The 17,474-nt window shown below is 35.1% G+C and carries 13 protein-coding genes; 8 read left to right on the plus strand and 5 right to left on the minus strand.

What is annotated here, in order from left to right:
* Nucleotides 1-17: 17 nt before the first annotated feature.
* The 5 genes from ACMA47_RS09430 to ACMA47_RS09450 all read right to left on the minus strand — a co-directional run bounded on the left by ACMA47_RS09430 (nucleotide 18) and on the right by ACMA47_RS09450 (nucleotide 8,604).
* On the minus strand, nucleotides 18-2,897 hold the full coding sequence (locus ACMA47_RS09430; protein WP_413929587.1) for a SusC/RagA family TonB-linked outer membrane protein: 2,880 nt from the start codon (nucleotides 2,895-2,897) through the stop codon (nucleotides 18-20).
* 305 nt (nucleotides 2,898-3,202) lie between these two features.
* Nucleotides 3,203-6,178, minus strand: a complete 2,976-nt coding sequence (infB, locus tag ACMA47_RS09435; protein WP_413929588.1) for a translation initiation factor IF-2 — start codon at nucleotides 6,176-6,178, stop codon at nucleotides 3,203-3,205.
* 76 nt (nucleotides 6,179-6,254) lie between these two features.
* On the minus strand, nucleotides 6,255-7,490 hold the full coding sequence (gene nusA / locus ACMA47_RS09440; RefSeq protein WP_034691439.1) for a transcription termination factor NusA: 1,236 nt from the start codon (nucleotides 7,488-7,490) through the stop codon (nucleotides 6,255-6,257).
* Between the two features lie 16 nt (nucleotides 7,491-7,506).
* Complete coding sequence (gene rimP, locus ACMA47_RS09445) at nucleotides 7,507-7,974, minus strand: ribosome assembly cofactor RimP (protein WP_034691441.1); 468 nt, start codon at nucleotides 7,972-7,974, stop codon at nucleotides 7,507-7,509.
* Between the two features lie 216 nt (nucleotides 7,975-8,190).
* Nucleotides 8,191-8,604, minus strand: coding sequence for a hypothetical protein (locus ACMA47_RS09450; protein WP_413929589.1), 414 nt, complete (start codon nucleotides 8,602-8,604; stop codon nucleotides 8,191-8,193).
* A 175-nt stretch (nucleotides 8,605-8,779) separates the two neighbouring features.
* Here ACMA47_RS09450 and ACMA47_RS09455 point away from each other — a divergent pair, with 175 nt between their 5' ends.
* From ACMA47_RS09455 to ACMA47_RS09490, 8 genes are all read left to right on the plus strand, one after another.
* The gene (locus tag ACMA47_RS09455) at nucleotides 8,780-10,093 is read left to right on the plus strand and encodes a UDP-glucose dehydrogenase family protein (RefSeq protein WP_413929590.1); all 1,314 of its coding nucleotides are present in this window, start codon (nucleotides 8,780-8,782) and stop codon (nucleotides 10,091-10,093) included.
* A gap of 4 nt (nucleotides 10,094-10,097) precedes the next feature.
* Nucleotides 10,098-11,177, plus strand: coding sequence for a dTDP-glucose 4,6-dehydratase (rfbB, locus tag ACMA47_RS09460; protein ID WP_413929591.1), 1,080 nt, complete (start codon nucleotides 10,098-10,100; stop codon nucleotides 11,175-11,177).
* 98 nt (nucleotides 11,178-11,275) lie between these two features.
* Nucleotides 11,276-12,139 (plus strand): glucose-1-phosphate thymidylyltransferase RfbA, encoded by an 864-nt coding sequence (rfbA, locus tag ACMA47_RS09465; RefSeq protein ID WP_413929592.1) that lies wholly within the window; start codon nucleotides 11,276-11,278, stop codon nucleotides 12,137-12,139.
* 174 nt (nucleotides 12,140-12,313) lie between these two features.
* Nucleotides 12,314-13,162, plus strand: coding sequence for an ABC transporter permease (locus tag ACMA47_RS09470; RefSeq protein WP_413929593.1), 849 nt, complete (start codon nucleotides 12,314-12,316; stop codon nucleotides 13,160-13,162).
* 40 nt (nucleotides 13,163-13,202) lie between these two features.
* A complete protein-coding gene (locus ACMA47_RS09475) occupies nucleotides 13,203-14,471 on the plus strand; it encodes a polysaccharide ABC transporter ATP-binding protein (RefSeq protein ID WP_413929838.1) in 1,269 nt (422 codons plus the stop codon).
* On the plus strand, nucleotides 14,456-15,634 hold the full coding sequence (locus ACMA47_RS09480; RefSeq protein WP_413929594.1) for a glycosyltransferase family 61 protein: 1,179 nt from the start codon (nucleotides 14,456-14,458) through the stop codon (nucleotides 15,632-15,634). The genes ACMA47_RS09475 and ACMA47_RS09480 overlap by 16 nt, the downstream gene beginning before the upstream one ends.
* Nucleotides 15,624-16,490, plus strand: coding sequence for a GNAT family N-acetyltransferase (locus tag ACMA47_RS09485; protein WP_413929595.1), 867 nt, complete (start codon nucleotides 15,624-15,626; stop codon nucleotides 16,488-16,490). Before ACMA47_RS09480 ends, ACMA47_RS09485 begins: the two co-directional genes overlap by 11 nt.
* Nucleotides 16,490-17,428, plus strand: coding sequence for a GNAT family N-acetyltransferase (locus ACMA47_RS09490; protein WP_413929596.1), 939 nt, complete (start codon nucleotides 16,490-16,492; stop codon nucleotides 17,426-17,428). The genes ACMA47_RS09485 and ACMA47_RS09490 overlap by 1 nt, the downstream gene beginning before the upstream one ends.
* Nucleotides 17,429-17,474 lie beyond the last annotated feature (46 nt).

Consider the following 17,474-nt stretch of genomic DNA (forward strand, 5'->3'; position numbering starts at 1 on the left):
AAAAGTTTAATTAAAGTTTAAAATCTAAAGTCAAATCCTATAGTAAACGTTTTTGCCGTAGGATAATTCGCGGCATCACTATTACGATTACTTTCCGCATCATAACCTCTCCACTTAGTCCAAGTTGCAAGATTTTCTCCTTGTACATAAATAGAAGCTGAACTTAAGAATGTTCCATCTAGCATTCTTTTAGGAATTTTGTATCCTATTTGAGCATTTCTCAATCTTAAATAAGATGCATCCACAAGGAATCTATCAGAAGAAGCATCAAGACTTCTGTTAGCAGCAGTAAGTGAAGGTAGAGATGCACCAGTGTTAGTTGGTGTCCAAGAATCTAACAAATCACGAGATACATTAAACTGTCCGATGTTATCTCCCGCATACATTGTTGACCAGTCTCCATCAAATCTTTCAATACCTGCAACATAAGTAAATGTTGTTGAAGCATAGAATCCTTTATAATTTACATCGAATCCAAATCCTCCTTGATATTTCGGAAGGTAATTATACTTTCTTGTCTTTCTATCAGCGAATGTTGGATTTTCTGTTGCATTACCATTAGCATCTTCGAAAAGCAATTCTCCATTCGCTGGATTTACACCAAGATAATGGTATACATATGGCATGAAAGGAAGCATTCCGTTTTGTTGTCTCACAATAAACTGAGTTCCGCTATCGATATATCCTCCACCAGCAATACCTCCTAGTTCCTGATTGTTAATAGATCCGTTAGCTCTAATATTAAGTGTTAAGTCTTCTGTTTTTAGAGCTGTATAGTTTAAACTTAATTCATAACCTCTGTTGTATAAAAACATATTAGTATTATGATCGATAGATCCAGTTCCCAATACAGGAGCCATTGGATCAGTATAATACATATTCTCTGTTTTTTTACCGTATTTATCAAATGAACCGGTTAATCTTCTGTTGAAGAATTCGAAATCTATACCAACATTATAAAGTTTAGTAGATTCCCATTGAAGAAGTGGATCTCCAAAGGCAATTCCCATACCGAAACCACTGTTATAACTTCCTCCTGCAGTAGTAATTGGCGTATATACATCATAATACTTAGGAGGGTTAAGTCCCTGGTAAATTGTTCCAGCAACAACTCTCTGGTTACCAATAACCCCATAAGAACCTCTTAGTTTTAATACATCTACAAAACTAACATTATCCATAAAAGATTCAGAGTCGATATTCCATCTACCTCCTACAGACCAGAATGTACCCCATTTTCTATCGTCACCAAATCGGCTTGTTCCATCTCTTCTGATGGATGCTACGATACCATAAGTTTTATTAAAGTCATAATCGAAAGATCCAAAATATGAAAGAAGATCCAGTCTGGATTTCACATTGGAAATTGTTGGAACATACCAGTCATTTGCAGCTGTATCAGTTACATATCCTTGTCCAGTATCCGGAACATAGTTCTTAGGATTTAAACCTCTTTGAGTTTGGATACTTTGTTGGAACTGGTACATGTTATATTCCATGTTTCCAGTTAAGTTGAATGTATGTTTCCCGAAACTCTTAGTATACCCTAATTGAGCTAACTGGTTAAATGAGAAGTTGTAGTTATTGTTAATTGCTTCCGTACCATTATAAGCACCTCCTAAATAAGAAGGAACCCCTTGTGTAGGAGAGAATAAAAGACTGTTAAAACTTTCAGGTCTTTGTACAGAAACCAGTCTTTGATAAATCAACTGTGCATTGGTACGAGTTCTCGCAACCAATCCAGGTAAGATTTTATAAGATAATTCAGAGTTAACGTCAAATCTGTAATCATTGAATCTTCTGTAGAAAGTTTCAACTTTATCAATCAGGAATAATGGTGTGTATAATAAACTTCCTCCTGACGAAGCATAATCCTGGAATAATTGATATCCGTTCGAATACATACTTGGGCTTAGGTAAGGTACACCCATCTGAGCTCCCAAGATAGGGTTTTGGTTGATCCCTTCAGCATCTCCTTCAGAAGGCTGGTCGCTATTCTTTGAAAAAACAGCTGCCATCCCGATAAAGTAATCAAATTTTTTGTTTTCACTTTTACCACTGATGTTATTACGTAATGTAAATCTCTGCAATGAAGTTCCTGCAAGAGTACCATCCTGGTTCAAATATCCAGCAGTTGTAAAAGTACGAACTCTTTCGTTACCACTTTCTACACTCAGGTTATGAGCTGTAAAAATTCCTGGATTGTAAAAATAATCTAACCAATCTGTATTGATATTAAAATCATTAATTTCCTGATCGGTCATATCAACACCCTTACCAGTGTTTAATCTTTTCTCCAAAGTCAATAATTCTCTGGAGTTAGCAATATTATATTTATTTTTTTGTAAGAAATTAACACCTGTTTGAGAGTTATAGTGGAAACTAAGTTTTCCTCCTGTTGAACTACCTCTCTTTGTGGTAATAACAATTACCCCGTTTGATCCTCTGTTACCATATTCAGCAAGAGCAGCAGGATCTTTCAGTACTTCAAAAGTTTCAATATCATAACTGTTCAAGTTTCTGAACGCATCACTATTGGATGGGAAACCATCAATTACATATAGAGGATCTGTACTTGCAGATAGAGTACCTACCCCACGAATAATTACAGTAGGCTTAGCACCCGGTTGTCCACTACCTGCGCTAATATTAACACCAGCTAACTGACCCTGAACAGCATTTAATACATTGGATTGCGCTCTACTTTCAATAGTTTCAGCTTTTATTTGCTGACTAGCACCAACAGCAGTTTTCTTAGAAACGGTTCTATAACCTTGTACAACTACCTCATCAATTTGCTTTGTTTGAGTAGTGTCTTTTTTTGTTGTTTGCGCATAAGTTACTGCTCCCATAAAGAACAATGCTCCTGCACTCAATACACGTAGTTTAACATTCATATTAACAAATTTTAATATATTTAATGGGCAAATATGTTAATAAATATTAACATCCACAAATTAAACTAGCGTTTAAATGCCTGTTTTTTTTACTGTTTCATTTAAAATTTACATAAAATAAATAAGATTCAATAATAATAGACAGTTTTTATTCAATAAAAGATAATTTTTTCACAAACCGAATTCGCTTTAACAAATTATTAATAATCTAAAAAAAATTATTTAGAATCATTATAAATTAAACAGGGTTAAAAAATAAAAAAACCACTTTATAAAAAAGTGGTTTTCACATATTTAGGATATATTTATTTTAATTTTTTCTTGACCGCTACTTCTTCGTATACTTCAAGGATATCTCCGATTTCGATGTCATTGTAACCTTTCAGATTCAGACCACATTCGTAACCTTTCGTTACTTCTTTAACATCATCTTTGAAACGTTTCAAACTTTCAAGTTCTCCGTCGAATTTAACAATACCGTCTCTTAATAAACGTACTTTAGACTGTCTTGTTACTTTTCCGGTAAGAACCATACAACCTGCAATTGTTCCTACTTTAGAAATCTTGAATACCTCACGGATCTCAACATTACCAATCACCTGCTCTTGAATTTCCGGAGAAAGCATTCCCTCCATCGCTTCTTTTACCTCATCAATTGCTTTATAGATTACAGAATATGTTCTGATCTCAATTTCCTCACGATCTGCAAGTTCTTTAGCATTAGCACCTGCTCTCACATTAAATCCAATGATAATAGCGTCGGATGCTGCTGCTAAGTTGATATCAGATTCAGTGATTTGCCCAACACCTGAGTGAAGAATTTTAACACTGATTTCTTCTGTTGATAATCTTTGTAACTGATCAGAAAGAGCTTCTACAGAACCATCCACGTCACCTTTAAGGATAATATTCAGTTCTTTGAATTCTCCTAAAGCAATACGTCTACCTAATTCTTCAAGCGTTGTATGCTTCTTCGTTCTGATTGATAATTCTCTCTGTAATTGTTCTCTCTTATTGGCAATAGCTTTACCTTCACTTTCATCAGCATAAACACGGAATTTATCACCAGCCGTAGGCGCTCCGTCCAAACCTAAGATTGTTGCAGGAATTGATGGACCCGCTTCGTTAAGGTTTTTTCCTCTTTCATCAAGCAAAGCTTTTACTTTACCGTGATTTTTACCAGCAACTACATAATCTCCTACTCTTAGAGTTCCGGTCTGTACCAACATTGTTGCTACATACCCTCTACCTTTATCTAAAGATGCTTCAATAACAACTCCGTTTGCTGCACGTTCAGGATTCGCTTTTAATTCAAGCATTTCTGCCTGTAGTAAAACTTTCTCCAACAATACATCTACGTTATTACCGAATTTAGCAGAGATCTCTTGTGCCTGAACATTTCCACCCCATTCTTCTACTAAAACCGGAGGGTTTAATCCTGAAAGCTGTTGACGGATATTATCAGGGTTTGCATTAGGTTTATCCACTTTATTGATTGCAATAATCATTGGAACCTGCGCAGCCTGCGCGTGAGCAATAGCTTCTTTTGTTTGTGGCATCACATCATCATCGGCAGCAATTACGATAATTGCAATATCCGTAATCTGTGCACCTCTCGCTCTCATCGCGGTAAAGGCTTCGTGACCTGGTGTATCTAAGAAAGTAATTCTCTGACCATTCTCCAGTTTCACGTTATAAGCACCAATGTGCTGAGTAATTCCTCCGGATTCACCGGCAATTACATTTGTTTTTCTAATGTAGTCCAACAATGAAGTCTTACCGTGGTCAACGTGTCCCATTACAGTAACTACAGGAGCTCTTTGCAACAAGCTTTCTTCAGTGTCTACTTCATCTTCTGAATCTGTATCTTCAAGATCAGCATCTGAGAATTCAATTTTATAACCGAATTCATCTGCTACTAATAATAAGGTATCAGCTTCAAGTCTTTGGTTCATGGTAACCATTACCCCTAATGAGAAACAAGCAGAAATTACTTCAGTTGGAGAAACATTCATCAAACTTGCCAATTCACCTACTGTGATGAATTCTGTTACTTTAAGAGTTCTGTCTTGTGCTTCAAGCTCCTGCTGACGCTCATCCTGCTCTCTACGGAAAGTTCTCTTATCTTTTCTGTGTTTTGCAGATTTAGATTTCCCTCCCTTATTAGTAAGTTTTTCTAATGTTTCTTTGATCTGGTTTTTAACCTGCTCATCAGTTAGCTCAACTGGCATAACTCTTTGTCCAGGTCTGTTGTTCTGACCTCCTTTTTTGAAGCCACCACCTTGACCTTGACGGTTTCCACCACCCTGGTTATTTCCAAAACGGTTTCCACCCTGGCCACCTTGACCTTGAGGACGATTTCCTTGTCCTCCCTGACCACCTTGGCGGTTTCCACCTTGTCCCTGTCCACCGTTGTTGTTATGTGGACGGTTTCCTTGGCCTTGGCCACCTTGGTTATTGTTGTTATTTCCTGAGTTTTGATTATTCCCCTGACCTTGTTGGTTATTCTGGCCACCAGGTTTTTCAATTCTCTTTCTTTTCTTTTTTGCTCCAGCACCTGGCTTTGGCGCAAACTGAGTTAAGTCAATCTTTTCCCCAACGATCTTAGGACCGTCAAGCTTCTGATATACTGTCTCAATTTTTTGTGGTTCCTGAGATTCAGGTTCAGCTTCTACTTTTGGAGTTTCTACTTTTTTCTCCTCTGCAACCACTGGTTTTGGAGTTTCTTTTACTGTTTCCACAGGTTTAACTTCTTCTTTTTTCTCCTCCATTTTTGGCTTGTCTTTTTTCACAGGTCTGTTTCTAGATTCTATTTGAGACAAATCAATTTTATCCAAAACTTTAAATTCCTGCTTCTCAGGCGCTGCTTTAACTTCCGGCTGTTGTTCTTCTTTCACGATTTCTTCTTTCTTTTCTTCAACCGGTGTCGCAACAGGAGCTGCAGGAGCTTCCTCAACTTCAGGCTTCTTAGGTTCTAAGTCTATTTTACCTAAAATTCTAGTTTCTGGTTTATTTGCTTTAGCTCTTATCACTTCAGGGGTTTTCTTTTCTTCAATTTCCAGTTTTTCTTCCGGAACTTTAGTGATCACCACCTCATGGGAAGCCTTTCTTTGTTCGCCGTCTTTAGCAAACTCAGCCTCCAATGCAGAATATGCCGCTTCTTCCAATTGAGCGTTAGGATTGCTTTCAACTTCGAAACCCCTTGATTGTAAAAACTCTACTAATCTGGACATCGAAATGTTGAATTCCTTAACCGCTTTATTTAATCTAATTTTTGGCATTTATATTATTTACTGTTTTTAATTTTTAAAATTAAAGTATTTCCTTTTTACTGTTTATTAAAATTTATTTAAAATCTTAATCTTCAAATTCTTCTCTCAGAATACGTTTAACCTCTTCGATGGTTTCTTCTTCAAGGTCTACCATATTTAAAAGACTCTCAGTTTCTTTATCCAATACTGATTTTGCAGTTGTAAGTCCTACTTTCTTAAACTCATCCAAAATCCACTGCTCGATATCATCGTTAAATTCTCTCAATTCAACATCGTCATCCTCGCTGGACTCTCTGTATACATCAATTTCATATCCTGACAACCAAGAAGCCAATCTGATATTCTGACCTTGTTTTCCAATTACTTTAGAAATCTCTTCAACAGGAGTATATACTAATGCATAGTTTTGATCCTCATTGATGTCAATTTTATTGACTGTAACGTTTCCTAATGCTCTCTTAACCAAAATCTCAGGGTTTTTAGACCACTGAATAACATCGATGTTTTCATTTCTCAACTCTCTTACAACGCCATGAATTCTGGATCCTTTAACCCCAACACAAGCTCCTACCGGATCAATTCTGTCATCATAAGCATCTACTGCAATCTTCGCCTTTTCACCAGGAATTCTCACTACCTTTTTAAGGATAATTGTTCCGTCCTGAATTTCAGGAATTTCCAGCTCTAATAATTTCTCAAGGAATTTAGGTGCAGTTCTGGAAATAATAATCTGTGGTTTAGAACCTTTAAAATCTACTGTCTCAACAATAGCTCTGATATTCTCACCCTTTTTAAAGAAATCGGATGGGATCTGGTTTTCTTTTGGTAAAATAAATTCATTTCCTTCATCATCCAGCAAAATCACGTGCTTGTGACGGATGTGGTGGATTTCTCCAACAACGATTTCACCAATTTTATCTCTAAACTGTTCGTACAGCATTGCATTATTGTGTTCCTGAAGTTTTGTAGCAAGGATTTGCTTAAGGGTAAGAATATTTCTTCTTCCCAATTGTGCAACAGGAATTTCCATTGTAAAGTCCTCACCTACTTCGAAGGTAGGGTCAATCTTCTTTGCTTCAGAGATTTCAATCTCCAAATCATCATCTTCAGACATTTCGTCCTCTACAATTGTTTTATTCAAAAATATCTGAAAATCTCCTTTATCCGGGTTTACAATCACATCAAAATGATCATCTGAATCAAATCTCTTTCTTAAAAGAGTCTTCAGTGAATCTTCAATAATTGCCATAAGATCAATCTTACTGATCCCCTTTTCGTCTTTAAAATCACCAAAGGATTCAATCAACGCTATATTATCCATCTATTCTTTTTTCTTTTTAAAATTTAATTACTACTAATGCTTTTTTGATCTCAGGATAAGAAATCTCTTTCTCCTCCTCCACATCTACTTTTCCTTTTCCGATATCTTTCGGCTTACGGTAGCGTAGAACAAGTGTGATCTTCTCATCGTCTACTTTTGACAATTCTCCTTCAATTTTAGAAGAATCCTCCAGCATCACCTCAATCTCTCTTCCAATGTTTTTACTGAACTGTCTTGGTGTGGATAATGGCTCGCTCAGTCCGGCAGACATCACCTGAAGGCTGAAGTCATGCTCTTCACGATCCATATTAAATTCAATGGCACGGCTTGCATCAAGGCAGTCCTGCAAAGAAACTCCGTTATCACCATCCAAAATCACTGTAATATCATCCCCTGCAGAAATTTTAAGATCAATAAGAAACAGATCTTTTCTGGTCTCAAGGAATTCATTTAATAATTCTTCAATTCTTTTTCTAAACTCCATATATTTTTATCTTGATTTACAGTACGAAAAAAGGCTTTCTTCCGAAGCCTTCCCATTTTTTCCGTAAATCCATTGCAAATATAAGCTTTTTTTCTAAAAACACAAAATATGTTCTTATATATCAACTAGTTTGTAGGCAATATCATACACCTACAGATTAAACAATAGTTACATTCTCAAGATTAATTCAAACAGAACAATACAACTGAAAACTCATTATTTCCCAGAACACTTCCCTGTTTTATATTTATTATAAGCTGCGTTAACAGCCTCTTGTTTATTGTCAAAAAGCAAAGTACTAAATGTACCCTCGCAGTTATTCAGTCTCCAGGGCTTAGATAATTTTACAGATAAGTAGCTTAGTTTTTTACTATCCTCTCTATTTTTTAAATCCTGATTACGCACCGATTCTCTTTCAGTATCATAAATTAGCTGCCCAAATGGCACTATTGTTCCATCATTAAAGACCAACCTATATGTAATATTACCATCAGCTAACAACTGTTCTTGCTGATCTTTCAAACGTCGAGACGAGTCATTGGTTTTAGCATCATTTATTTGCCCATAAATATTATTTAGAGAGAACACTAAAAGACAAAATATTTTTGTTAAAGAAGAATTAAATTGCATTTCATGAATAATTAATGTTTATCATACATACAATATTACAAAAAAAATTAATATTTGTCATTCAAGTTATTGCTAACCCTGTCATTATATAAAAGTTACTGAACTCTATATAGTTGATTAGATACCATGACAGTATTTTTATTACTTTTGTCTTTAGAATTTTAAAACAAACATTTTGAATATAACGATTGTAGGAACAGGTTATGTAGGATTAGTTACAGGAACTACTCTGGCAGAACTTGGCAATTCAGTATACTGTGTTGATATTGATGAAAAAAAAGTAGAAGGTATGAAAAACGGCATTGTTCCCATCTATGAGCCGAACCTTGAAGAAATGTTTTTAAGAAACATCCAGTCTGAAAGATTATTTTTCACTACCAACCTTAAAGAAGCTTTAGACAAAAGCGAAGTTATATATCTGGCATTGCCTACTCCTCCAGGAGAAGACGGATCTGCAGATCTGTCTTATGTACTTCATGTAGCCAATAATATTGGCGAAATGATAACTGAATACAAAGTCATTGTTAATAAAAGTACTGTTCCGGTAGGCACGGCAGACAGGGTAAGAGAAACAATCTCTTCCAAAACAGACATCCCTTTTGATGTGGTTTCAAATCCTGAATTCCTAAGAGAAGGTTTTGCTGTTGAAGACTCTATGAATCCCTCAAGAGTTGTTGTAGGAGCAAGCTCAGAAAGAGCTAAAGATATTATGTCTAAAATATACCAGCCTTTTACCAATACCGGAATTCCAATTATTTTTATGGATGAGAAGTCTTCAGAGCTTACCAAATACGCAGCCAATTCATTTTTAGCGGTAAAAATCACCTTCATGAATGAAATTGCCAACTATTGTGAAAAAGTAGGTGCAGATGTGGACAAGGTAAGACTGGGAATGGGAAGTGACGACAGAATCGGGCACAGATTTTTATTCCCTGGAATCGGATATGGAGGCAGCTGCTTCCCTAAAGACGTAAAAGCACTTATAAAATCTGGGAAACAGGAAGATTTTAATTTCCAGATCCTGGAAGCTACTGAAAATGTAAATACCACCCAGAAAGTTATTTTAGTGTCTGAAATTGAAAAATATTTCGGAGGAAGTATTGAAGGAAAGAAAATCGCCATGTGGGGACTTGCCTTTAAAGCAAATACAGATGACATCAGAGAAGCTTCATCTTTAGACAATATTGCCCTTTTATTGGAAAAAGGTGCGGAAATTGTAGCATATGATGCTGTTGCGGAAAGCAATGTTCAAAAACTTCTTGGTAACAAAATACAATACGCCAAAGGAATGTATGATGCATTGGAAGATGTAGATGCACTATTTATTGCCACAGAATGGCCGGAATTCAAAAACCCCAATTTTGAACTTATGGCTAAAAAAATGAAAAACAAAGTCATTTTTGATGGCAGAAATATGTATCCATTGGAAGTCCCTGAACAAAACGGATTTCATTATAAAAGTATAGGAAGAAAGACCATCTCAAAATAAATAAATGAAAAACATTATCATTACAGGAGGTGCCGGGTTCATCGGTTCCCATGTTGTAAGAGAATTTGTAAAAAACAATCCGGACACTAAGATCATCAATCTTGATGCCCTTACCTATGCCGGAAATCTGGAAAACTTAAAGGACATTGAAAATGAACCTAATTATGTTTTCGAAAAAGCAGATATCACAAAACCGGAAGAACTTAGAAAAGTTTTCGAAAAATACAATCCGGATGCAGTTGTCCATTTAGCAGCAGAAAGTCATGTAGACAGAAGTATTACAGATCCAATGGCATTTATCAACACGAATGTAAACGGGACCGCTAATCTTCTGAATCTTTGTAAAGAGTTCTGGACGTTAAACCCTGATCATACTCACGGCAGATTCCCGGATGAAAAAAGAAATAATCTTTTCTATCATATTTCTACTGACGAAGTATATGGAAGTTTAGGCGAAACAGGATTCTTTTTAGAAACCACATCATACGACCCTCAATCTCCGTATTCAGCATCCAAAGCAGCTTCTGACCATTTGGTAAGAGCTTACGGAAACACCTATGGAATGCCTTTCATCGTATCTAACTGTTCTAATAACTACGGTCCGAATCATTTCCCTGAAAAGTTGATTCCGCTTTGTATTTCTAATATCATCAACGAAAGACCTCTTCCTATTTATGGTGACGGAAAATACACCAGAGACTGGTTATTTGTCATTGATCACGCCAAAGCAATTCACCAGATTTTTAAAGAAGCCAAAACCGGAGAAACTTATAATATCGGAGGATTCAATGAATGGCAGAATATTGATCTTGTAAAAGAACTGATCAAACAAATGGATGCCAAACTGGAGAAACCTGAAGGCTATTCTGAAAAACTGATCACTTTTGTTAAAGACAGACCAGGCCACGACAAACGTTACGCCATTGATGCCACAAAATTGAATAAAGATTTAGGCTGGAAACCTTCAGTTACCTTTGAAGAAGGATTAGCAAAAACCATTGACTGGTACCTGGAAAACAAGGAATGGCTGGAGAATGTAACTTCTGGAAATTATCAGGATTACTATAGCAAGCAATACAACTAAATATATTGTTATTGAGATAACAGAGAAATAAAAGTCTTTGTACTCAACAGAAATTCAACTCACAACACAAAAGAAATAAGCGTAATACGCACCAAAACATGAAAGGAATAATATTAGCCGGAGGTTCCGGAACAAGACTATACCCTCTAACGATTGCAGTGAGCAAGCAGCTGATGCCTGTTTACGACAAACCAATGATCTATTATCCGCTTTCCACACTACTTTTAGCAGGAATCAAAGATATTCTGATCATCACAACTCCACACGACCAGGCAGGTTTTATCAAACTTTTGGGCGACGGCTCGCAAATTGGCTGTAATATAGAATATGTTGTACAGCCAAGCCCGGATGGTTTAGCACAAGCCTTTATCCTGGGTGAAGATTTTATTGGCAATGATCCCGCAGCATTGGTATTGGGAGATAATATTTTCTATGGTTCTGAAATGGGAACTTTATTAAAAAACAAAACCAATCCGGAAGGAGGAGTTGTTTTTGCCTACCACGTTGCAGACCCTGAAAGATATGGTGTAGTAGAATTTGATAAAAATCTGAAAGCCGTTTCTATTGAAGAAAAACCTTTAAATCCGAAATCAAACTACGCTGTTCCTGGACTTTATTTCTACGATAACAACGTAGTGGAAATCGCAAAAAATATCAAACCTTCTGCAAGAGGTGAGCTGGAAATCACAGACATCAACAATGTTTACTTAAACAATGGAAAGCTTGAAGTAGCTGTCCTTAACAGAGGAACTGCATGGCTGGATACAGGAACATTTGACTCTCTTCATGACGCTTCAGAATTTGTAAGCGTTATTGAAAAAAGACAAGGATTTAAAATTGGCTGTATCGAAGAAATTGCCTTCAGAAATAAATTCATTGGTGAGGAGAAACTGCTTGAAACAGCTACTAAATATGGTAAAAGTGGATACGGCGAATACCTGAAACAACTTGTCGGAAAATAACAAATATAATTTATAAAATTCATAGACTATTGGCTTTATGGCCAATAGTTTTTGTTCATACGCTCAAATATCAATATATTAGTTGATGATTTTTAGTTTTATTGACTATGAAAATTCATAAACTAGGAGATACAGTAAGAATTAATTATTATAAATTTGCAAAAACTTACACAGATGAATGAACCACAACAGAAGTGGACTGAGACGATTGATGCAGATCATTCGCTATTTGACTTGAAGCTAAAAGAAGTCTGGAGATACAAAGATCTTGTTTATATGTTTGTAAAAAGAGATTTTATATCCAGTTTTAAGCAGACTATTTTAGGGCCAATCTGGTTTTTTATTAATCCCATTTTAACGACTATCGTCTATCTGGTTATTTTTGGAAGAATTGCCAAATTACCTACAGATGGAGCACCACCGCTCCTTTTCTATCTGGCAGGAGTTACTCTCTGGAATTACTTTTCTGCATCGTTACTGGCTACCTCCTCCACTTTTACAGGAAATGCAGGAATCTTCGGAAAGGTTTATTTTCCAAGACTCGTTACTCCATTGTCGATTGTTATCTCCAACCTGATGCGATTTGGAGTACAGCTTATTTTATTTATCCTTGCATGGGCATATTATTATAGCAAAGGAGAAGCTCATCCTAATATCTGGATTCTTGCCACCCCATTTCTTATATTCTTAATGGCACTTTTTGCATTAGGAGTTGGAATGATATTTTCTTCATTGACTACAAAATATAAGGATCTTGCAATGCTATTGGGCTTTGGAGTGAGTTTATATATGTATGCAACTCCTGTGATTTATCCTGTATCTTCATTACCAGGATTCTTTAAAAAGTTAGCTTATTATAATCCTTTAACCGGTATTTTTGAATGTTTTAAATATGCTTGGATAGGCGTTGGAGACTTTTCTCCTGCCATGCTTGGAATTAGTACGGTTATTATTCTTATCCTTTTAATGATAGGAATTGTTATTTTCAATAAGGTTGAAAAAACTTTTATGGACACTGTATAACTTTTACTGGTAACTTATTTTATTAATTTTAAATTCAATGATGAATATGCTGTCTTTAAAAGCAGAAAATATATCAAAACAATATCGCCTGGGACAAGTGGGTACAGGAACTCTTTCTCATGACCTTAACAGATTCTGGCATAAAGTAAGAGGAAAAGAAGATCCTTATCTTAAAATTGGAGAAACCAATGACAGAACCACAAAGGGAGATTCCGAATATGTATGGTCACTCCGTGATATCAATTTTGAAATCCAGCAAGGAGATGCTGTTGGAATTATCGGCAGAAATGGTGCTGGGAAATCAACTTTGCTCAAGGTTTTAAGTAAAGTTACAAAGCCTACCACAGGAAAGATATACACCAACGGAAGAATAGCATCTCTGCTTGAGGTAGGAACAGGTTTTCACCCTGAAATGACAGGAAGAGAAAATGTTTTCCTTAACGGAGCTATTTTAGGAATGACAAGAAAGGAAATCAAGAGAAAGTTTGATGAAATTGTAGATTTTTCCGGTGTTGAAAGATATATAGATACACCTGTTAAAAGATACTCTTCGGGAATGTATGTCCGCCTTGCATTTGCTGTAGCAGCTCATTTGGAATCCGAAATCCTTATTGTAGATGAAGTTTTAGCAGTGGGAGATGCTGAATTTCAGAAAAAATGTTTAGCTAAAATGTCAGACGTGACTAAAGATCAGGGAAGAACAATCCTGTTTGTAAGCCACAATATGACTGCCATAAAATCTTTATGCAATCAGGGGATTGTAATGTCTAACGGAAACATTATCTATAATGGCACCACAGATAAGGCTCTTAGTGTTTATAATGGAGATAAACAATCTTTTGGCAACAGTGTAATATTAGGAGATCATAAAGACTTTAAGAATAACCTTTTTGAGCTTAACAGCATTTCTTTGGTTGATGAAAATTTACAATCAAATGAAATTGATTTCAGAGAAGATCAAAAATTCAATCTTCTTACTGACATTACGATAAAAGATAATATTAATGAGTATCATCTTTCTTATATTGTAAAAAATTTCAACAATGATATTCTTTTTACCATGAGTAACGGATATAAAGTGAAATTACAAAATGGGAACAATAAACTTGTATGTGATATCCCTAAAGATTTCCTGAATGTGGGTGAATATGTAATAAGTTTATATATTATCAGAAACGTACATGAAAGCGTATTGTATGAAGAAGATATATTAAAATTCAGAATTACTGAAAGGTCAAAAGAGTTAGGTGAATGGTTGGGTGTAGAACCTGGATTTATAAAAACTAATTTTGAATGGCAGCTTTTATAAGAAAGTTTGTTAACTATATAAAGAGTAATGATTCTTTATCTAATTATTTTAAGAGAACGGTTTATAATTTCAGATATAAATCATTTTCTGAAATAGTTTCTATAAAGGATATTATTGATTGTAAACAGCAAACTATTCAAAAGCTTGCAGAAGAAAACAAGACCAAAACCTATCTGCCAAAATTCCTCAATATTGAAGAACGGTATATTGAAGTTGTATCTCCAGAAGTATCACTTTATCAATTTGAAGATGCATATATTGATATCAATTCATCTTCAATCCTTCAAAATGATAATCTGATCACTCATAGAAGTGAAGGTGAAAGATTTAATGAAGGTTTTGTAAACTTCCATAATGATAAGCACGCTAAAATTATCAAAAAGGAGGTTGAGGAACTTAAAGAAGGCTTCTTTTTAGGAGGAAATGGTTCCTGGAACTGGTTTCATTTCCTAATAGAAATAATGCCTAAAATTACTTTACTAAATCCCAAGTACACCTCAACCGTTTTAGTGAATGATATTGTACTCAAGGTTCCAAGTATGAAGAAAATACTGGATTTGTTTATCATAAATAAGTTTGATGTAAAGTATTTAAATCCGGGCAAAACATATCATGTAAAAAAGCTTTATCATATAAATGATTTTAACCACATTCAGTTCAACAGATTTGACAGCCTGATTAAAGCAGACGGAGCTTTCTACAATACAGAAATAACCTATAACTTTTCTAATTATATTTTAGAGAAATTAGTTATTAATGACGAGCTTCCTAAGAAACTTTTCTTGTACCGGAAAAATACTCACAGGATTGCTGAAAACCAGGACCAGATATTAGAATATTTAGAAAAATTCGGTTTCGTACCGATATGTCTAGAAGAACTTAGTATAGAAGAGCAAGCAGGTTATTTTAAAAATGCAGAGTTCATCATAGGAATTTCAGGAGCGGCATGGACCAATATGATTTTTTGCCGTAACAAACCAAAGGCTATATGCTTTGTACCTGAAAGCGCCACAGAGTCTGTAGTTTTTTCCAATCTGGCTAAAATATTTGAAGTTGATTTTTATGAACAGTCATATACAAATAACGGCCGCCATACTGATTGCAATTTTATAATTAACTTTGAGATGTTTGTAGAATTATTCAAATACACCAATGAAAAATAATAATCCCTATTTAATTACATTTGATAGAATCGGCTCATCACAGTTGGGCTATATCACCATAGCGGAAGCAAAAAAGAATACGCCTTTTGATATTAAACGTGTTTACTGGACTTATTACACTCCACAAGATGTAACAAGAGGAGGACATGCCCACAAAAAACTGAATCAAATTATATTCGCCGTTTCAGGAACCATTACTTTTAATACGGAAGATAAAAACGGAAATACAGAAACTTTTGTATTAGACCATCCAAACAAAGGGCTATTTATCCCTAAACTGATATGGAGAGATATTCAGTTTTCTCACAACGCTGTCTTAATGTGTCTTGCTTCAGAACTTTATGATGAGGCAGATTATTTCAGAAGCTATGAAGACTTTAAATCTTACGAGGAACAGGACCACCTAAGTCTTATAGATTATAACGAAGATTTTTTAGAAAAATCATGGAACTGGTTGAATGATCCCGAAATAAAAGAATTAACCGGTACTCCTGACTTCACCAAAGAAAGTCAAAAAGAATGGTTCAGCAATCTTGACCGTAATGAAACGTATTTCATTAAAGGTATTTCATACAACAATCAAAATATTGGAGTTGCAGGATTGAAAAAAATTGACAGGAACAACAACAATGCAGAATACTTTGGTTACATTGGAGAAAAAGAATATTGGGGAAAAGGGTTGAGCAGCCAAATTTTATCAGAGCTTGTTTCTATTGCCAAAGAGAAGTTTGGATTGAGCAGCTTATATTTAAATGTTATCCCGAGTAATATAAGAGCATTACGCGCCTATGAGAATTTTGGATTCAGAATAGACTGTATTGAAAATAACAACGTAAGAATGACATTAAAATTATAATGGAAATAGAAGTTATACGATACAACGAAAGCCACAAATCATCCTGGGATAGCTTTGTAAAAGAAAGTAAAAATAACCTTTTCTTTTTTCAAAGAGATTACATGGATTATCATTCTGACCGGTTTTTGGATCATTCTTTGATTTTTAAAAACAAGAATCAGATCATTGCTGTATTTCCAGCTAATGAAAGAGAAAAAGAAATTTTTTCACATGGAGGATTGACTTATGGCTCCTTAATTGTCAATAAAAGGGTGAAATCTGTAGAAGTTCTGGAGGTTTTTTCTGCTTTGAAAAAGTATTACTCTTCAAATGGTTTTCAAAAGCTGATTTATAAAGCAATTCCCTATATATTTTCTGAACAGCCTTTTCAGGAAGATCTTTATGCTTTGTTTATTAATAAAGCTCATCTATTCAGAAGGGATATCTCCTCTGTTATATCCATCAAAAACAGACTTCCTTTAGCTAAATCACCTGCTAAAAAGTTTAAAGACTGTTCTGCTTTGAATCTTGAAATTGTAGAAAATAAAGATTTTGATAAATACTGGGAACTGCTGACCAATATTTTAACCAGACATAATGCAACTCCTACCCACAGTTTAGAGGAAATACACAGACTGGCAAAAAAATTCCCGGATAATATAAAGCTATTTGAAATTCATGAAAATGGTGCTTTGATTTGTGGCTCTGTAATTTTCGACTTTGGAAATGTTGTCCACACTCAATATCTTGCCAATTCTGAGAGAGGCCGTACTATTGGAGCTTTGGATTATTTAATTATTAAACTGATTGAAGAGCAGTTTCAGAATAAAGAATACTTCAGCTTTGGAATATCAACCGAAAACCAAGGCCTGCATTTAAATGAAGGGCTTATTAACCAAAAAGAAATGTACGGAGGAAGAGCTGTTTGCAATGATTTTTATGAAATCTCTATGCTTTAAAATATCATCATTGAACAGTATATTAGCAAATACATACTCAATCATA

This window comes from Chryseobacterium sp. T20, from assembly GCF_047345655.1.
GTDB lineage: Bacteria > Bacteroidota > Bacteroidia > Flavobacteriales > Weeksellaceae > Chryseobacterium.

Excerpts from the sequence above, each read along its gene's own strand:
- ACMA47_RS09430 (WP_413929587.1), bottom strand. The coding sequence starts at position 2,897 with ATGAATGTTAAACTACGTGTATTGAGTGCAGGAGCATTGTTCTTTATG.
- infB (WP_413929588.1), bottom strand. The coding sequence starts at position 6,178 with ATGCCAAAAATTAGATTAAATAAAGCGGTTAAGGAATTCAACATTTCG.
- nusA (WP_034691439.1), bottom strand. The coding sequence starts at position 7,490 with ATGGATAATATAGCGTTGATTGAATCCTTTGGTGATTTTAAAGACGAA.
- rimP (WP_034691441.1), bottom strand. The coding sequence starts at position 7,974 with ATGGAGTTTAGAAAAAGAATTGAAGAATTATTAAATGAATTCCTTGAG.
- ACMA47_RS09450 (WP_413929589.1), bottom strand. The coding sequence starts at position 8,604 with ATGCAATTTAATTCTTCTTTAACAAAAATATTTTGTCTTTTAGTGTTC.
- rfbB (WP_413929591.1), top strand. The coding sequence starts at position 10,098 with ATGAAAAACATTATCATTACAGGAGGTGCCGGGTTCATCGGTTCCCAT.
- rfbA (WP_413929592.1), top strand. The coding sequence starts at position 11,276 with ATGAAAGGAATAATATTAGCCGGAGGTTCCGGAACAAGACTATACCCT.
- ACMA47_RS09470 (WP_413929593.1), top strand. The coding sequence starts at position 12,314 with ATGAATGAACCACAACAGAAGTGGACTGAGACGATTGATGCAGATCAT.
- ACMA47_RS09475 (WP_413929838.1), top strand. The coding sequence starts at position 13,203 with ATGAATATGCTGTCTTTAAAAGCAGAAAATATATCAAAACAATATCGC.
- ACMA47_RS09480 (WP_413929594.1), top strand. The coding sequence starts at position 14,456 with ATGGCAGCTTTTATAAGAAAGTTTGTTAACTATATAAAGAGTAATGAT.
- ACMA47_RS09485 (WP_413929595.1), top strand. The coding sequence starts at position 15,624 with ATGAAAAATAATAATCCCTATTTAATTACATTTGATAGAATCGGCTCA.
- ACMA47_RS09490 (WP_413929596.1), top strand. The coding sequence starts at position 16,490 with ATGGAAATAGAAGTTATACGATACAACGAAAGCCACAAATCATCCTGG.